Annotated in this window: 18 protein-coding genes; 15 read left to right on the top strand and 3 right to left on the bottom strand. The window is 45.8% G+C overall.

Annotated elements, in window-relative coordinates:
• The first annotated feature begins 71 nt into the window (after positions 1-71).
• The 6 genes from XMA152_RS12780 to XMA152_RS01335 all read left to right on the top strand — a co-directional run bounded on the left by XMA152_RS12780 (position 72) and on the right by XMA152_RS01335 (position 4,987).
• Positions 72-965, top strand: a complete 894-nt coding sequence (locus XMA152_RS12780; RefSeq protein WP_371731517.1) for an NAD(P)-dependent oxidoreductase — start codon at positions 72-74, stop codon at positions 963-965.
• Positions 966-995: 30 nt separating this feature from the next.
• Complete coding sequence (locus tag XMA152_RS01315) at positions 996-1,331, top strand: hypothetical protein (protein ID WP_173480932.1); 336 nt, start codon at positions 996-998, stop codon at positions 1,329-1,331.
• A gap of 57 nt (positions 1,332-1,388) precedes the next feature.
• On the top strand, positions 1,389-2,879 hold the full coding sequence (locus XMA152_RS01320) for a hybrid sensor histidine kinase/response regulator (protein ID WP_173482492.1): 1,491 nt from the start codon (positions 1,389-1,391) through the stop codon (positions 2,877-2,879).
• Between the two features lie 51 nt (positions 2,880-2,930).
• The gene (locus tag XMA152_RS01325; RefSeq protein WP_173480934.1) at positions 2,931-3,569 is read left to right on the top strand and encodes a DNA-binding protein; all 639 of its coding nucleotides are present in this window, start codon (positions 2,931-2,933) and stop codon (positions 3,567-3,569) included.
• Positions 3,570-3,583: 14 nt separating this feature from the next.
• The gene (locus XMA152_RS01330) at positions 3,584-4,015 is read left to right on the top strand and encodes a response regulator (protein WP_173482493.1); all 432 of its coding nucleotides are present in this window, start codon (positions 3,584-3,586) and stop codon (positions 4,013-4,015) included.
• A gap of 648 nt (positions 4,016-4,663) precedes the next feature.
• Positions 4,664-4,987: a zinc ribbon domain-containing protein YjdM gene (locus XMA152_RS01335; RefSeq protein WP_173480936.1), complete on the top strand. Its 324-nt coding sequence runs from the start codon at positions 4,664-4,666 to the stop codon at positions 4,985-4,987.
• Between the two features lie 46 nt (positions 4,988-5,033).
• Here XMA152_RS01335 and XMA152_RS01340 read toward each other — a convergent pair whose 3' ends face one another.
• The gene (locus tag XMA152_RS01340) at positions 5,034-5,885 is read right to left on the bottom strand and encodes a sulfurtransferase (protein WP_173482494.1); all 852 of its coding nucleotides are present in this window, start codon (positions 5,883-5,885) and stop codon (positions 5,034-5,036) included.
• 92 nt (positions 5,886-5,977) lie between these two features.
• Between XMA152_RS01340 and XMA152_RS01345 the strand changes: the two genes are divergently transcribed.
• Positions 5,978-7,504 carry an FMN-binding glutamate synthase family protein gene (locus XMA152_RS01345; protein ID WP_173482495.1) on the top strand — a complete coding sequence of 509 codons (1,527 nt, stop codon included), beginning with the start codon at positions 5,978-5,980 and terminating at the stop codon, positions 7,502-7,504.
• An 87-nt stretch (positions 7,505-7,591) separates the two neighbouring features.
• Positions 7,592-8,989: a dihydrolipoyl dehydrogenase gene (locus XMA152_RS01350; protein WP_173480939.1), complete on the top strand. Its 1,398-nt coding sequence runs from the start codon at positions 7,592-7,594 to the stop codon at positions 8,987-8,989.
• Here XMA152_RS01350 and XMA152_RS01355 read toward each other — a convergent pair.
• Positions 8,986-9,378: a hypothetical protein gene (locus XMA152_RS01355; protein ID WP_173480940.1), complete on the bottom strand. Its 393-nt coding sequence runs from the start codon at positions 9,376-9,378 to the stop codon at positions 8,986-8,988. The genes XMA152_RS01350 and XMA152_RS01355 overlap by 4 nt on opposite strands.
• 157 nt (positions 9,379-9,535) lie before the next feature.
• On the opposite strand from XMA152_RS01355, the gene XMA152_RS01360 reads away from it, so the two are divergent.
• From XMA152_RS01360 to XMA152_RS01380, 5 genes are all read left to right on the top strand, one after another.
• Positions 9,536-10,153 carry a TetR/AcrR family transcriptional regulator gene (locus tag XMA152_RS01360; RefSeq protein ID WP_173480941.1) on the top strand — a complete coding sequence of 206 codons (618 nt, stop codon included), beginning with the start codon at positions 9,536-9,538 and terminating at the stop codon, positions 10,151-10,153.
• Positions 10,134-11,111 carry an MDR family oxidoreductase gene (locus tag XMA152_RS01365; protein WP_173482496.1) on the top strand — a complete coding sequence of 326 codons (978 nt, stop codon included), beginning with the start codon at positions 10,134-10,136 and terminating at the stop codon, positions 11,109-11,111. The genes XMA152_RS01360 and XMA152_RS01365 overlap by 20 nt, the downstream gene beginning before the upstream one ends.
• Before the next feature lie 3 nt (positions 11,112-11,114).
• Entirely contained in the window at positions 11,115-11,729 is a 615-nt protein-coding gene (locus XMA152_RS01370; RefSeq protein WP_173482497.1) for a DsbA family protein, read from the top strand.
• Between the two features lie 109 nt (positions 11,730-11,838).
• Positions 11,839-12,279 carry a YeeE/YedE family protein gene (locus XMA152_RS01375; RefSeq protein ID WP_173480944.1) on the top strand — a complete coding sequence of 147 codons (441 nt, stop codon included), beginning with the start codon at positions 11,839-11,841 and terminating at the stop codon, positions 12,277-12,279.
• On the top strand, positions 12,279-12,749 hold the full coding sequence (locus XMA152_RS01380; RefSeq protein WP_173482498.1) for a YeeE/YedE family protein: 471 nt from the start codon (positions 12,279-12,281) through the stop codon (positions 12,747-12,749). The genes XMA152_RS01375 and XMA152_RS01380 overlap by 1 nt, the downstream gene beginning before the upstream one ends.
• 7 nt (positions 12,750-12,756) lie before the next feature.
• On the opposite strand, the gene XMA152_RS01385 is transcribed toward XMA152_RS01380, so the two are convergent.
• On the bottom strand, positions 12,757-14,586 hold the full coding sequence (locus tag XMA152_RS01385) for an ABC transporter ATP-binding protein (RefSeq protein ID WP_173480946.1): 1,830 nt from the start codon (positions 14,584-14,586) through the stop codon (positions 12,757-12,759).
• A 122-nt stretch (positions 14,587-14,708) separates the two neighbouring features.
• Here XMA152_RS01385 and XMA152_RS01390 point away from each other — a divergent pair, with 122 nt between their 5' ends.
• A complete protein-coding gene (locus XMA152_RS01390; protein ID WP_173482499.1) occupies positions 14,709-15,335 on the top strand; it encodes a TetR family transcriptional regulator C-terminal domain-containing protein in 627 nt (208 codons plus the stop codon).
• Positions 15,336-15,411: 76 nt separating this feature from the next.
• Complete coding sequence (locus XMA152_RS01395; RefSeq protein ID WP_173480948.1) at positions 15,412-16,068, top strand: response regulator transcription factor; 657 nt, start codon at positions 15,412-15,414, stop codon at positions 16,066-16,068.

Below are 16,068 nucleotides of genomic sequence, written 5' to 3' on the forward strand. Positions count from 1 at the left end.
TCACCCAAACTGCATGTGTCGTAAATTCACATATAAGGTGTTTATTAACAAATTAGTACAAAAATAAAAAAGTGCTAAAAAATTTTGAGGTAATTATGTCTAAGATCTCTCTTCTTGGGATTGGCCTAATGGGCTTGCCTATGGCAAAGCGCTTGTTGAGTGAGGGTGTAGAGTTAACCGTCTGGAACAGAACGCAAGAGAAATGCTTGTCCTTAAAAGAGGATGGCGCCGCTGTTGCCGAAGACCTTAGCGAAGTCGCACAGAGCGATATCATTATTACCATGCTAGCTGATGGCCAGGTCGTCGAAGAGGTTATCTCTATGCTACTGCCTCAACTCACGAAACAGCATCTGGTGATCGATATGAGCTCAACATCGCAAAAAGAGGTCATCAGCATCGCTGACAAAGTTGAATCAACCGGTGCACGTTTCATAGACGCACCTGTGTCAGGAGGAGTGAAAGGCGCCGAAGAGGGTACACTGGCCATTATGGCAGGAAGTCGTGATGAGCGAACATTCGAAGAGGCCAATGTCGTTTTTTCATCAATGGGGCGAGCCACAAGAGTAGGGGATGTAGGATCTGGTCAGCTATCTAAACTGGCCAATCAGGCTATAGTAGGCGGTACCATCGCTATTGTATCGGAGGCTGTATTGCTGCTGGAACGAGCAGGCGTTGATTCTGAAGCCTTTAGACGCGCACTGTCAGGCGGGTTTGCTGATAGCACCATCCTTCAGTTACACGGTAAGCGTATGAGCGAACGAACATTTGAACCGGGCGGCAAAGTCACAACTCAACTCAAAGATGAGAAAAATGTTCTCGAAGCTGCGCAATCATTGAACTTAGAGCTGCCTGTTACAAAAGCCATTTATGAGCGGTATCAAGATCTTTCTGAGAATATGGGTAAAGGTGACTTAGATCACTCTGCGCTTTTCCTACAGTTACTCAAAATTAATAATTTAGGCTAGAATGCAATAAAACACTCTAGGGGAAATAGCATGCAGGGCAGTAAAGTCGTAAGTAAAAGCGCTTTGAAAGTGTATGTCCGTATGCATGATGGGGCCCGTCTAGTCGGAGCATTCTATCTAGCCCCAGGGGAGCGACTTCAAGATATTATGAATGATGACCGCTCCTTCATCCCACTCTACCTAGACGACACCAAAGAGAACAACCCGGTTGTGATGATATCTAAACGTTATGTCTCTCAAGTTGAAGAGATAAAGGACAGTAGAGACAATTCATCAACAACCACGAACACCAATCGTCCGATGAACTTTACCCTAGCGGATGAGCAAAACTCGCCTGACTCATTAAAAAAATTAGAGCTCGAGTAGCGATTGGCATAATTCCTGCTATGTTTTAACTAAAGTTATTAGTTAAAGCAGTGACCATTGAAGCAGAATCGATCAAACAATCATCAAATCGAGTCAGACACGCAATATACAAAGTTGTGTAAAGCCTTTGATTCACTCGATGAATCTCAATTTGATATTGTCATAGACTCTAGTACTGAGAAGGTTCATTTAGATGCCAGGGCTCAGCAGTTTTTTGTCTTATCAACACCTCTACCTCTGAATCAGTTCGACGCTTATTTCACCCCAGCTAATAAACTCATTGAAACGGCACCAATACGGTCTGGCACCAACTTTCGATACAGAGGAATTGATAAAGAGGTGCATCATCTGTCAGCCTATGAAACGAGAACAGAAACTGCGCCTCATTTAAAACATATTCGCTTTAAGCGTATCGATCTCTTTGATCCATCAAAACTGACCGAAATCGAAGAGAAATTGATCAATCAGAGACAATTGTTCGCCATCATCTCTCACGAGATGAGAACGCCTGTCGCTACCCTGCAAATGCTTATTGAAGATCTAGAGCAGGGTGCTCCTAGTCCAAAACATACAGAACAGATGAAAAATACCGTTGATCATCTGATGTCTGTACTGCAGGACATGACGCAAGCGGTTAATCCTGAAAGGGCGCTGCCAATAAGCAAGACAGCATTCCATCCTAATCAGCTATTAATCGATGCTCACTCACAGTTGACAAGGTTAGCTGAGCTCAACGGCATGGTTGTGAAATTAGAGCTCATAGATAACGAAAATATAAGGCTTGAGTCAGATAAACAACGCATAAAAATCATAGCGTTAAATCTGATAAAGAATGCAATACATCACTCTAAAGGCAGCACAATTAATGTGAAGGTTGAGTGGATACAAAGAGTAGATAAGGGTTACTTGGTGCTCACTGTATCTGACGATGGCCAAGGAATACCGAAAGAGGCAACCAATAAGATATTTGAGCCGTTTGAAAGGCTGGGCACAAAGGTTGATGGCAGTGGCCTTGGTTTGTTTATTGTAAGGCAATCACTCAACGAGCTGCATGGCGACGTTGATGTCGATCGAAATGAGCAGGGTGGCGCTCGTTTTGTTGTCAAGATACCTATGGTTGATCTTAATGCAAAGCAGTCTGAGCCAGTGTTTAGACAAGAATCTAAAGATACTGGAGATCTGCTTAAGCGCCTTAACCTACTGGTCGTTGAGGACGACCCCATCATAAGAATGGTCTCTAAAAACCTACTGGGTAAATTAGTAAACCAGGTGGATGTCGCGGAAAATGGCCATCAAGGATACGAAATGGCGACTCGCAAAGAGTATGACCTCATTCTAAGTGATTTCTTTATGCCGGTACTGGATGGCCGGCAAATGATCCAAAAGCTAAGAAAAGAGGGTGTGTCTGTACCCATAGTGGCAGTGACTGCCGCCGTCATGGGGCAGGAGTCTGAGGCACTACTCGATGCCGGTGCGAATAAAGTCATCGCAAAACCCATATCAATGAATACCTTTCTGGAAGTTGTTGAGCAGTGTGTTGCTAGATAACAGCTCGTCTTATCTATATAGTACGTATTTTAAATATGTATTATGTATCAAATGACCAGTATAAAACGCGAACAAGTCTACGAAATTGCCGACGAACTGCTAAGGCAGGGCATCAAACCCACCCAACAAAATGTCAGAGACAGACTCGGGTCTGGCTCATTAACCACAATTAACAAAGCACTCAATGAGTGGTGGAGCGGGTTAGGGCAGAGATTAGACGCGCAAGCCAGTGGCTACGATCTTCCAGAGCCTGTTATTAAGCTCGCCAGCAAGATCTGGACGGATGCGATTGCCTACGCAAACCGAGCCAGTGAAAGCAAGCACAAAGAGGCTGACGAAGAGCGCAAGAAACTCACAGAAGAGCTGTCAACAATTGACAGTAAATATACCCAACAAATAGTTGATTTAAATACTATTATTAGCGAAAGAAATAACGAGATCAGCAAGCTTAAAATGGAATTGAACCAGGCTGTAACCAATCTTGGTAATGAGCGAGATCAGTCATACAGGGCAGCCAAAGCCTTAATGGATGCTGAGACCAAGCTAAAGCAATCCGAAGCGGGCGTACACAACAATGAGGGCTTGCTTGAAGCACAAGTACGGTTGAAAATACAGGCCGAAGAGATTGCGCGCCTTAATGCTGAAGTGTTGAGATTATCGACAGAAAACGCGCAGCTGAAGCTTAAATAGAGACCGGAAATAGCATGCTCATTCACGTTAAACCCTGTGCGGACACCGATAAGCTCAAGAAAATTGCTACGAACAGCAATCCTGGAGACAATATCAATGTCTCTAGCTTGCAGCAATTTGAGCAGCTCAAAGGTCTAATCATTGATGCAAGGGCGATAGATCTTAAGCTATCACTGATTGATGATGATGGTTATGTGCTAAAACAGATCTCCACTAAGCGTCGAGATATCCAGAGTAGCGCCGCAAAGAGCCCAGGCTTCACAGCACGCCAAATGTCCGTTATCTCTGCGCTAGAGCGCGTCATGACGCTTCTCGACAAGGAGGGGATCAACCTAATCGGCTACAGTGACGAGCTGGTCGCAACCATTGCAGATGACTCATCATTGCAAACTGGTGAGCTTGCTATCGACATAGACACCAAGGGCATCTACAAAGGCGCTTTGTAAGGTTCTTATTCGCTTTGTGGCAAAAGATAGAGGTAGGGATCTCCTGCCTTTTATTTATAATACTATATTTAACATAATATATATTATACGTATCTTTATATATGGTTATTGCAGTAGCTATGTTTAGGTAATTATTCGCTAACCTAATACTGAAAGACCGATAAAAACCATCAGATCAACACATCTAATAGCGCCTAAAAAGAATCAATCACCACCCTTAAGGCTTAATAAGCACTGAAAACCGATTGACCCCAACCAAACCATTGGCTGTTGATAGTTGTGTTAATCAATCTGAGGATCACTTGTGTGCAAACAATCACATTCAGAGCTTGTAGCGCCTTCCGTCATATATTTGCGTAAGGGTTAAAAACAGTTGAGCTTATCTAACCTTTAACGAAAATTGCCTTATCTCCTTTATTTAAATATTTAAAAACAGCTGTTTACCGAACAAAACAATAATCAACCTTATTTTTATACCCCTTTATCTTCGCGCGTATCTAAGCCTGCTAACCGCCGTTATTTGGCTCTATTAAAATGATTCATGATGCTTTTAGGTGAGGATTGATGCGGTTTTTCAGTGTGGATAACTTTTATGAACTGCTTTAAATCAGGTATGATTAATCCCTTATTTTTATTAAGGAATTTCCGATGTCAGACTCATACCCAGCTTGCCCTGAATGCTCCTCTCCATATGCCTATGAAGATCAAGGACAACTTGTCTGCCCTGAATGCGGATATGAGTGGGATCCCAATGCAGCGGCTGAGTCTGAAGACCTGCTGATTGTTAAAGATGCAAACGGTAATCAGCTGCAAGAAGGTGATTCTGTAACCTTGATTAAAGATCTTAAAGTCAAAGGTGGTGGTACAGAGAAAGTTGGCACTAAATTCCAAGTTCGACGTTTAGTAGACGGGGATCACAATATCGATTGTGGCAAATTGATGCTGAAATCAGAGTTCGTTAAAAAGGCCTAAAGTATTAAGGTGTCAGGCTTTTGGCCTGACACCCTGCCCTGACTGTTTAGTTCCCAGTTTCAACACCCCTATTGGGATCTCTAATCCACTCAGACCAGGATCCTGGGTAGACACTGACTGGTGGCAATCCCGCCAACTCAATGCAGAAACGACTTAAACAAGCGGTTACACCAGAACCACACATCAGGATTGGGTCCTGCGCTTTATAGTCACCCAGCTTGTGGCGATAGATCTGTTGTAGTTGGTCTGCAGATAGAAATTGTCCTTCAGCGTCGTAGTTATCAGACAGTGGAATGTTCTTTGCGTTTGGAACATGCCCTGCGACCGGATCAATGGGTTCTACCTCACCTCTGAAGCGCTCGGCTGCACGTACATCCGCAATAATACGATCCTTCAGTTTAGAAGCCTTAATAACATCATCAACATCAACAACGGATTCCAAACTCTCCTTAACCGTCAAATCACCCTTTTGATTTATATTAGGCGCTTCTGTTGTGACCTTTCCGCCCTGCTGTTTCCAAGCGTTAATGCCACCCTCAAGAATAGCCACTGATTCATGGCCTATCCATCGACACATCCACCAGAAACGAGCCGCAAACAGACCAGCCGAATTATCATAGGCAACCAGCTGTGTATTCTCAGAAACACCGCAGGACCTTAGAAACTGTGCGAACGACTCCTTTGATGGCAATGGGTGTCTTCCGCTTGTGGATGTGATTGGAGAGGACATAACCTCATCTAAGTTAACGTAAATAGCATCTTCAATATGCCCTTCATCGTACTCTTGCTGCCCTGTTTCTGGAGTCATCAGATCAAAACGGCAATCAAAAATAACCGTTTCACAATCCAATGAAAACAACTCTTTCGTACTCATTAACGTCGTCAAAGGGTTAGTCACTTTCTGTTCCCTGCTCTATGATAAATGGATAAGAAATTTAACATTTGATTAATCTCTTCGTGTTAAGTTAAAGCAAATAGATTGAGGTGTATATGGGTATTATTACTGGTTTTTTTGATTTCATTCTGAGCTATCTACCGGGCGTTATCCTTCTGATTTTTGTCTCTGGCCTTATCTTGCTTTATGTCAGTGATCGTCATCAGGTTGACCACACCATTCGTCGTAACTACCCCGTTGTTGGGCGACTACGTTACATGTTTGAGGAGATGGGCGTCTTTTTCAGGCAGTATTTCTTTGCTCAAGATCGTGAGGAGATGCCCTTTAACCGTGCCGATAGAACTTGGGTTTATCAGGCGGCTAAGCAGGAATCTACTCTTCAAGCCTTTGGTTCTACGCGCCTTCAACATGAAGGGGATGTTCTCTTTGCGAACTCGGTCTTTCCCTACACGGGCAATGAAGAGCCTCAACAACAGGTATTTGGCCCCTACTGTCCCAACCCCTACGCCACAGACAAGGTGTTTCATATTTCAGGTATGAGCTTTGGTGCTATTTCAAAACCCGCTGTCAAAGCGCTCGTTGCAGGCGCACGTGAAGCCGGTATTTGGATTAACACGGGTGAAGGAGGAGCTTCCACAGAGCATCTTCAAGGTGGAGCGGATGTGGTCTACCAAATTGGTACCGCAAAGTATGGCGTACGTAACTCAGATGGCTCATTAAGTGAAGAGAAGCTGAAGGTCGTTGCAGAAAACTCAAATGTGAAAATGTTTGAGATTAAGCTCTCTCAGGGCGCCAAGCCCGGTAAAGGCGGCATACTCCCGGCTGACAAAGTGACTGCTGAGATTGCTGCACAGCGAGGCATTCCTGAGGGTAAAGCCAGCATTTCCCCGCCTACCCATCAAGAAATTCAGAATTATGACGACCTTTACAATTTCATTAGGCACGTCAGATTAGTGACCGAAAAACCCGTAGGCATCAAACTCTGTGTGGGTAATATTTCAGAGTTCAGGGAGATGCTTACCGCCTTAACGAGTAGAGCTTCGGCGGCTGCCGCAGATATAGCTGATAGCCAATCAAAGCAAAGCGCGTTTGATGATGTGATTAACGCCTATGCCCCTGATTTTATCACTCTAGATGGGGGTAACGGCGGTACAGGGGCAGCGCCCATGTCTCTTATCGATGCCGCGGGTATGAACTTGCAAGAATCACTCCCCTTAGTCTCTAACATTCTGACTGAGTTAAACCTAAAAGAACGGATAAAATTGGTCGCCTCAGGCAAGTTGATTACTCCTGTTGATGTAGCTTGGGCCCTTTGTGCCGGTGCAGATGCTGTCACAACAGCCCGAGGCTTCATGTTCTCGTTGGGATGTATACAAGCTTTGCAGTGTCATAAAAACTCCTGTCCAACCGGAATCACGACGCATGATAAGCGACTTCAAGCGGGTCTAGATCCCGTCAACAAATCAGTTCGTGTTGCTGCTTATGCTAAAGAGATGCACAAAGAGCTTGAGACCATCGCTAAGAGCTGTGGGGTCTCTTCCCCCTCTAAACTGAGCCGAAAAAATGCTCTGATCTACACCTCTAATCAACACGCTAAGCCAATGGATGAAGTGTATCGATAGTTTTTGACCTGATATTGATTTTGATCATACATCTAATCCTTGATACACATTAGAATTATCTAATATTAATCAATTAAAGGGATTTTTATGTCGAATCGCAAAGTCGATACCGTCATCATTGGTGCTGGAACGGCTGGTTTATACGCTCTTTCAGAAGTCAAAAAGAGCGGTCGTTCCTGGCTGTTGATTCAGGGTGGTGAAGATGGAACCACTTGCGCTCGCGTTGGCTGCATGCCTTCGAAAGTACTGTTAAAAACCGCTGAGTTATTCAGTAGTAGAGATCAGTTTGAAAGCCAAGGTATTTTAGGCAGCTCGCATCTTGAGTTGGATCCTGTCGCTGTAATGACGCACCTTAGGAAGATGCGCGACATGTTCACAAATGGTGTACGCGGACGCACCACTGAGAGAATGGATGATAACCATTTAATCCGTGGTTATGCTGAATTCACAGGTAAAAATAGCCTTAGGGCTAACGGCCAAGATATCACGTTTAATAATGCTATCGTTGCTACTGGGTCATCCCCTGTTATACCTAAACCTTGGCAGGACTTTGCTAACCTATACACGACAGACACTTTTTTTGAGATCGAGAAACTCCCCTCATCAATTGCCATCATAGGGATGGGTGCTATAGGCCTAGAAATGGGTCAAGCTTTAAGTCAATTGGGTGTTCGTGTTGCAGGTTTTGATCAAGCTCAAACGGTTGCCGGAATTCAAGATAATGAACTACTCGAGGATGCACTAGAATCACTATCCACGTATTTCCCAATCCACCTTGGGGAGCCCGTGACCCTTAATCAAAATGATTCTGGCGGTGTCAATGTTATATGCAACGGCATTGAAGAGTCGTTTGATGCGGTCTTGCTCGCACTGGGTCGACGCTCAAACAGTTTGAAAATGAACCTTGAAGCAGCGGGAGCAGCTATCTTAGATGGACAGGTGAGCTTTAATGAGCAGACAATGGGCGTCGAGGGTACATCACTTTATATTGCAGGTGATGCAACCTCAGAACGCGCGGTTATGCATGAAGCTGCTGATGAAGGTCTGATTGCAGGCTATAACGCTAATCAAACAACCGCTAAAAGGTTTAAACGCAAAACAGCGCTTGGCATTGTCTTTACACAGCCAAACATTGCACGTGTCGGCAATTTAGTCGAGGATGAAACGACTCTCTCTTCTCTCGTTAAACTGACAGCTAACGGGCGAGCAAAGGTTAAACACGCCACTGTTGGCGGTATAAAGATAATCGCAGATAGAGAGACAGGGACTATTAGAGGGGCCGAGATTGTCTCGGTTGATGGTGAGCATCTGGCCCATTTAATGGCCTGGGCGATTGAGCAAAAACAGACAGCAATGCAGCTATCCAAAATGCCGACATACCATCCTGTGGTCGAAGAGGCTCTATCAGCCTGTATCGACTCACTCACTCATCAATTAAATCCTAACAAGAGCATAGCCGAGCAAAAATTAAGCATTTTGGATTAATGGGTTGTTCTATGCAGTTCAGATACCCTCTCCTCTAAGGTTTGGGTATCTATCTGCATCAACAGATCCCAGCTTAAGCGGCGGTACTTGTAAGTCGGTAGTTTAAAGCCATATTCATCAAGAATGTGCCCATTCATAATCGATGGCTGTGAGCGGTAGTCGGCCCATATTTTACCGGGGCAGTTTGGATCAAAACGAAAATTGATCTGAAGTGCGAATTTCGCTCCCTCGCCATTCACCCATGAAGATATAGTCGTCAGGATATCTTTACCATCTTCATCGATCTGCTCCGTGATCCATACATCGTTCAGGTTACATTGGCTGTTAGTTAAGCTATCAACATTAAAAACCGCTTGATCCGTTAGCGACTCACAGATTTGTCTATTCATAATGCACCCTTAAATTCGTCCAATATCTCTGTTGATCTATACAACCCATCAACTAGCAATCAGCGTGCCAACTTTAATTATTTAAAGAGGACTAGAACTGATTGACGCTCTAGACCGTTCGGTCTAGTATGGCTAAAAATTGGCTATACACTTTGCTATGAATGACTTAAGCGCTAAAGAGAAGCTGTTACGAATAGGCACCGAGTTAATGACCTCACAGGGTTTTGCCTCAACGCCGCTCGACAAGTTACTTAAACAGTCCGGGGTACCAAAGGGCTCTTTCTATCACCACTTTGGTTCTAAAACTGGCTTTGGGTTAGCGGTAATCGAAAGTTACAACGAATTCTTTAAGCATCAACTGAATAAGCAGTTTCTAAATGCCGATCTATCCCCTATTGAGCGATTAAAAGCCTTTGTTACCTCCGCCGCTAATGGAATGCAGAAGTACAACTTTCAACGCGGCTGTTTGATTGGCAATTTAGGGCAAGAGATTAGCGCGTTGGATAATGATTTTCGTAATGCGATTGAATCGATTTTTAATCAATGGGCTGATTTAACAAGTGATCTATTTGAGCTAGGTAAACAAGCGGGACAAGTTGTTCGAAGTGCCGATTCTTCTCAACTCGCTCAAGCGTTTTGGATCGGTTGGGAAGGTGCTGTGTTGCGAGCAAAACTTCAGCAGTCAGCCACCCCGCTCTACCTGTTTTTTAATCAATTTATATCCAGTCGAACCTTTCTAGAGGAGTATCCATTCGATGAAAGCCATTCTCATTAACAAAGACGAAACAGCTGGTTACACCTGCAAACTCTCTGAGGTAGATGAAGCGCAGCTTCCAGAGGGTGATGTTCTGGTGCAAGTTGAGTACTCAACCCTTAACTATAAAGATGGTTTAGCCATTACGGGTAAAGCGCCTGTAGTCCGCCGCTTTCCAATGGTTGCCGGAATTGATTTTGCAGGCACCGTTATCGAAAGCACAAACAGTCGTTTCCAAGCCGGCGATCAAGTCATTTTGAATGGCTGGGGTGTTGGCGAAACCCACTGGGGTGGTCTAGCAGAGAAAGCGCGAGTGAAAGCCGATTGGCTAATCAAGAAACCTGAAGCACTCAGCGCAGCCCAAACAATGGCCATTGGCACGGCAGGTTACACTGCAATGCTCTGTGTACAAGCGATTCAATCAGCAGGTATTACACCAGACTCAGGTACGGTGCTGGTGACGGGTGCCAATGGCGGTGTCGGTAGCTTTGCGCTTCGCATTTTGAAACAACTTGGGTACACCACCTGTGCATCAACAGGACGCCCTGAAGAGGCTGAGTATCTTAAATCATTGGGCGCATCTGAAATTATTGATCGTGCCGAGCTCTCTGAGCCGGGCAAACCTCTGCAAGCTGAACGCTGGGCAGCGGTTATCGATAGCGTGGGTAGTCATACTTTGGCGAATGCCTGTGCTCAAACCCAGTGGGGTGGCGCTGTGGCTGCCTGTGGCCTGGCACAGGGCATGGATCTGAAAATGACCGTTGCTCCGTTCATCTTGCGCGGGGTATCGCTTTTGGGTGTCGACAGTGTGATGCAACCTATCGCTCAACGTGAATTCGCTTGGGCGGCTCTTGCAGAGATTATCAATCAAGATGATCTTAACACCATGACCAACGAGATCACTCTAGATCAGGTCATCGAAACAGGGGCTGCTCTACTGGAAGGTAAAGTGCGTGGCCGCGTTGCAGTGAAGATTTAAAACATGGAAAACAGATCACTCATCTATGTTATGGACCCGATGTGCTCCTGGTGCTGGGCCTTTTCAAAGACGTTAGATAACTGGCTGCAACAGCATCCCGATCTCGACGTACTTTGGGTGATGGGTGGTCTGGCACCAGACTCTGATGAGCCTATGCCGCAATCGATGCGTGAGGCGATCGCATCGACCTGGCAACGGATTGAGTCTCAAACAGGTACTCGCTTCAACTACGATTTTTGGACTCGCAATACACCAAGACGATCAACCTACCCTAGTTGTCGAGCCGTCATAGCAGCCGGTGAACTTCATCCACAGGGTCGACAACTAATGAGCAAAGCCATTCAGCAGGCTTACTACCTAGAGGCTAAAAATCCATCTGATACAAACATCCTGATTGAGTGCGCCGCGTCGATTGGGCTTGATGAAATTCAGTTTGCTGAACTGCTAAGCAGTGAACTGATAGACTCAAAATTGAACAGTGAACTAGAGTTTTGCAAATCCCTAGGCGTTCAAGGTTTTCCTGCCCTACTTTTGGTCAACAATGAATCGATAACACCCCTAGCCTTAGGTTATTCAACCCTAGATAAAATCGAGAAGCGTTTTCAAGAGACGCTGTGAGCTTTTAATCCTATCTAAGTCTGTAACCCTTTGATCTAGACAAACTCTAGCCAAAACTATACTTCTCCATTAGCATTACCGATCGCTAATTTAAGACTCGTTTATACCCATGGAAATTATTAATTTCACACCTTACAGTGCACTCCTTGGTGGTGCCTTAATTGGCCTGTCGGCTGCCGTTCTTCTGCTTTTTAAAGGGAGGATAGCGGGTATTTCAGGGATAGCCGGTGGTGTTATTCTTCCCGAAAAAGGTGATATCCCATGGCGTATTCTATTTTTAGTCGGCTTAGTTGTAGGCGGTGTGCTTTACCAATTATTTGGCATCTCACCTGGTGTAGAGAGCATTCAGCCCGTTACTGGAAAAGTGGGTTTGATCCTTGCCGGTCTTTTGGTCGGCATCGGCTCAGCACTTGGCACTGGCTGTACCAGCGGCCATGGCATATGTGGTTTGGCTCGTAGAAGCTTTAGATCTCTTGTAGCAACGCTGATCTTTATGCTGACAGCGATGATAACAGTGTTCATTGTTCGCCATCTTGTAGGGGGCGCTTAATGAACATTAAATCCTTACTAGTCGCTTTGATATCAGGCACCCTATTTGGTCTTGGTCTCTCTGTAGCCCAGATGATCGATCCCGCCAAGGTGGTCAACTTTCTTGACGTTACAGGGCAATGGGACCCCTCATTAGCCTTTGTCATGGCAGGAGCCTTAGCTGTAAACATAGTGGCTACACCCTTGATTCTAAAGCGAAATAAACCGGTCTGCAACACACTATTCAGAACACCACTTAAGGAACAGATTGATCGCCGCCTGATACTTGGCGCGGCTCTGTTTGGCGTGGGTTGGGGAATCGCTGGCTACTGCCCAGGCCCAATGATCACCGCGGTCAGCTTTGTTAACAGTGATATTTTGATCGTGTTAACAGCTTACGTTATCGGCACACTGTTAACACGCCTGTGGATGCGCAAACGAGAATCACACCTGTCTGAGCAAGAGCGACAAGCTCAATCCTGTATTGAGTAGTAGATATTTACTCTATACCCAGGAAACCGCCGGTTTGATGGGCCCAGAGTTGCGCATAGATCCCACCGGAATTGAGTAGCTCTTGGTGTGTCCCCTGCTCCACAATTTGCCCTTCATCGATCACAATCAGTCGATCCATTGCTGCAATGGTTGATAGACGGTGCGCAATGGCGATGACGGTCTTACCTTGCATCAATTGGTAAAGACTCTCTTGAATAGCGGCCTCCACTTCAGAGTCCAAGGCGGACGTTGCTTCGTCTAGGACCAAAATAGGCGCATCTTTAAGCAGCACACGCGCGATGGCGATGCGCTGACGCTGCCCGCCGGACAGTTTGACGCCACGTTCACCCACTTGCGCATCCAAACCACGATTACCCTCAGGGTCTGTTAGGTCATTAATGAACAGATCCGCTTGAGCCTGCTTTAAGGCTTTCAACAGCTCCTCCTCACTGGCATCAGGGCGTCCATAGAGAATGTTCTCGCGAATCGTTCGGTGCAGTAGAGATGTATCTTGAGTGACCATGCCAATCTGCGCTCGAAGCGAGTCTTGCGTCACATCGGTAATGTCGACACCGTCAATTTTAATCTGACCAGAATGCAGGTCGTAAAACCTCAACAGGAGATTAACCAGCGTTGATTTACCGGCACCTGAGCGCCCCACAATACCGACTTTCTCTCCCGGATTGATGTGTAAGCTCAATTTATTCAGCACAGGCTTTTCGACATCATAGTTGAACTGAATCGCATCAAACTCAATCTCGCCATTCACGAGCGCCAATTCAGACGCGTCAGGCTTGTCAATGATATCGATCGGTTTAGAGAGCGTTCTCATGCCGTCAACTGAGCTTCCGATATTCTCAAACAGCATGCTGATCTCCCACATAATCCAGTGAGAGATGCCACTTAATCGCAGAGAGAGACTCACCGCGATCGCTATCGCACCCACTGTAACAATTGAGTCTGACCAGAGATAAATGGAAACGCCGGCAACACTAAAGGTCAGAAGGTAATTGATGAGGTTAACCAGCACGTTAAACCCGGTCCCTAAGCGCATTTGGCTGTAGACCGTTTTTAGGAAGCCATCCATGCTCTCTTTGGCATAATCTGACTCACGCTGAGTGTGGGCAAACAGCTTTACCGTGCTTATGTTGGTGTAGCTGTCGACAATACGGCCTGTCATCACTGAACGAGCATCGGCCTGCTCAGTCGCAACCCGCTTTAACTTAGGAATAAAAAAGAGTTGAATGCCGATGTAGCAGATCAACCAAACCAGCATGGGAATCATTAGGCGCCAGTCTGATTGAGCCACCAGCACCAACATACTGATAAAGTAGACCAGCACATAGACCATCACATCCAAGAGTTTCATCACTGCTTCCCTAACGGAGAGCGCTGTCTGCATCACTTTGGTCGCTATACGACCCGCAAAGTCATTCTGATAGAAGCTGACACTCTGTTTAAGCAGGTATCGGTGAGACAGCCAGCGAATCGCCATTGGATAATTACCCAACAGGGATTGGTGCATCACCAAAGAGTGGATTAGCGTTAGCAACGGGAACAGGATCAATAGCACAGCTGCCATCATCCAGAGTTCTGAGCTCTTTTCAGAGAGCAACTCAGCTGGTGTCATGGTCGAAATCCAGTCAACCAAATCACCCATAAAACTGAATAGAACCGCCTCTAGAATCGCAATGGAAGCGGTACTTAACGACAGGATTAACAGCGGAATCTCAAACCCTTTGGTATAAAAACGCATGAACGCAAACAGCGTTGAAGGGGGCTGTAATTCACCCTGTTCTGGGTAGGGCTGAGTAAAACGCTCAAAGAGTCGAAACACAGTAAAAACCTTAAGCTAACAGATTGAGATCGGTAAAAACTTGACCCACAAGATCAAGTCGTTAGAGTAACAGAACAGCCCATCAAACGGGTGGTATTTATACCCTTCAGTAGAGATCTACTATGAACCAAGATTCAAACACCGGCGCCATTCGTCAACGTAACCGCCAACTCATTATTAACGCTGCGGTACGTGAATTTGCCCAAAAAGGATTTTCAGGCACCACCGTTCAATCCATAGCGGATAGAGCCGAGCTTCCAAAGCCCAATGTACACTACTACTTTGGCTCTAAAGAGGCTCTCTACCAAGAGGTGTTAACACACATTCTTTCACTTTGGGATGGATCCCTCGATCTACTGGTCGCCGAAGATGATCCTAAAGCCTTCATCACGGAATATATCTCTAAAAAGATCACCTTTTCACGCGAAAACCCAGAAGCTTCGCGTATCTTTGCAGCGGAAGTGATCAACGGCGCACCGCATATGAAAAAACGCTTCGGTAAGCAGTACCATGAGTGGTTTACCGGCCGTTGTGACATCATCAAACAGTGGCAATCAACAGGCAAGGTTAATCCTGACCTCTCTGCAGAGCATCTACTCTTTATCATCTGGGCATCTACCCAACACTACGCCGATTACGAACTTCAAGTGAAGGCCGCTCTGGGGCAAAGACGACTCAATTTAGAGGTCTATGATCAGGCTGAGAAAACGCTAACGGCATTGGTTCTTGCAGGTATGCAGATCAGCTAAACGCCTTAGTTAAGGTTGTTTTCATTCTCTTTTGGCCCAATAACCAAATTGAGCATTCACTACCAGGGAGCTGGCCATGCGCGTACTACTCGTCGAAGATGAATTGGCATTAGCTAACGCTTTAACAGAGCATCTGGAGCTTTCAGGCATGGCAGTTGATGGTTTCGATCATTTGCGCCAAGCCGAAACCGCTCTACTAACAACAGAGTACGATATTGTTCTTCTCGATCTACAGCTGGTAGACGGCGATGCCATCCCATGGCTTAAAAAGCGTCGCCAAGCAGGCCTTACAACCCCTGTCATCATCCTGACAGCGCGTGATCAAATCAGCGATCGAATTGCCGGTCTTGATGCCGGTGCCGATGACTATGTGATCAAGCCTTACGATTTGGATGAGGTCAATGCCAGAATTCAGGCGGTAACACGCCGAGGAGCCGGATTAGCGACCAATGCGGTCACCTTTGGTCGAATCACAGCCGACCTTCAAAAACACTCACTGCAGGTCGACGAGCAAGATGTCGAGCTGACGGCTCGTGAGTGGAGTATCTTAGAAACACTGATTAAACGACCCGGACACATTGTCAGCAAAGAGCAGATCGAAGATCGTCTCTACGCCTTTGGACATGAGGTAGAGAGTAATACCGTCGAGGTCTACATCAGTCGTTTACGCAAGAAACTGGGTAAAGAGCTAATTAAAACGGCACGTGGCCTTGGCTACCGTTTAGAGGCCTAG

It is taken from the genome of Marinobacterium sp. xm-a-152, assembly GCF_013282965.1.
Classification (GTDB): domain Bacteria; phylum Pseudomonadota; class Gammaproteobacteria; order Pseudomonadales; family Balneatricaceae; genus Marinobacterium_E.

What these genes read in the sequence shown, in the direction of transcription:
- XMA152_RS01315 (WP_173480932.1), top strand. Translation starts at nt 996, where the DNA reads ATGCAGGGCAGTAAAGTCGTAAGTAAAAGCGCTTTGAAAGTGTATGTC.
- XMA152_RS01325 (WP_173480934.1), top strand. Translation starts at nt 2,931, where the DNA reads ATGACCAGTATAAAACGCGAACAAGTCTACGAAATTGCCGACGAACTG.
- XMA152_RS01330 (WP_173482493.1), top strand. Translation starts at nt 3,584, where the DNA reads ATGCTCATTCACGTTAAACCCTGTGCGGACACCGATAAGCTCAAGAAA.
- XMA152_RS01335 (WP_173480936.1), top strand. Translation starts at nt 4,664, where the DNA reads ATGTCAGACTCATACCCAGCTTGCCCTGAATGCTCCTCTCCATATGCC.
- XMA152_RS01345 (WP_173482495.1), top strand. Translation starts at nt 5,978, where the DNA reads ATGGGTATTATTACTGGTTTTTTTGATTTCATTCTGAGCTATCTACCG.
- XMA152_RS01350 (WP_173480939.1), top strand. Translation starts at nt 7,592, where the DNA reads ATGTCGAATCGCAAAGTCGATACCGTCATCATTGGTGCTGGAACGGCT.
- XMA152_RS01355 (WP_173480940.1), bottom strand. Translation starts at nt 9,378, where the DNA reads ATGAATAGACAAATCTGTGAGTCGCTAACGGATCAAGCGGTTTTTAAT.
- XMA152_RS01360 (WP_173480941.1), top strand. Translation starts at nt 9,536, where the DNA reads ATGAATGACTTAAGCGCTAAAGAGAAGCTGTTACGAATAGGCACCGAG.
- XMA152_RS01365 (WP_173482496.1), top strand. Translation starts at nt 10,134, where the DNA reads ATGAAAGCCATTCTCATTAACAAAGACGAAACAGCTGGTTACACCTGC.
- XMA152_RS01370 (WP_173482497.1), top strand. Translation starts at nt 11,115, where the DNA reads ATGGAAAACAGATCACTCATCTATGTTATGGACCCGATGTGCTCCTGG.
- XMA152_RS01375 (WP_173480944.1), top strand. Translation starts at nt 11,839, where the DNA reads ATGGAAATTATTAATTTCACACCTTACAGTGCACTCCTTGGTGGTGCC.
- XMA152_RS01380 (WP_173482498.1), top strand. Translation starts at nt 12,279, where the DNA reads ATGAACATTAAATCCTTACTAGTCGCTTTGATATCAGGCACCCTATTT.
- XMA152_RS01390 (WP_173482499.1), top strand. Translation starts at nt 14,709, where the DNA reads ATGAACCAAGATTCAAACACCGGCGCCATTCGTCAACGTAACCGCCAA.
- XMA152_RS01395 (WP_173480948.1), top strand. Translation starts at nt 15,412, where the DNA reads ATGCGCGTACTACTCGTCGAAGATGAATTGGCATTAGCTAACGCTTTA.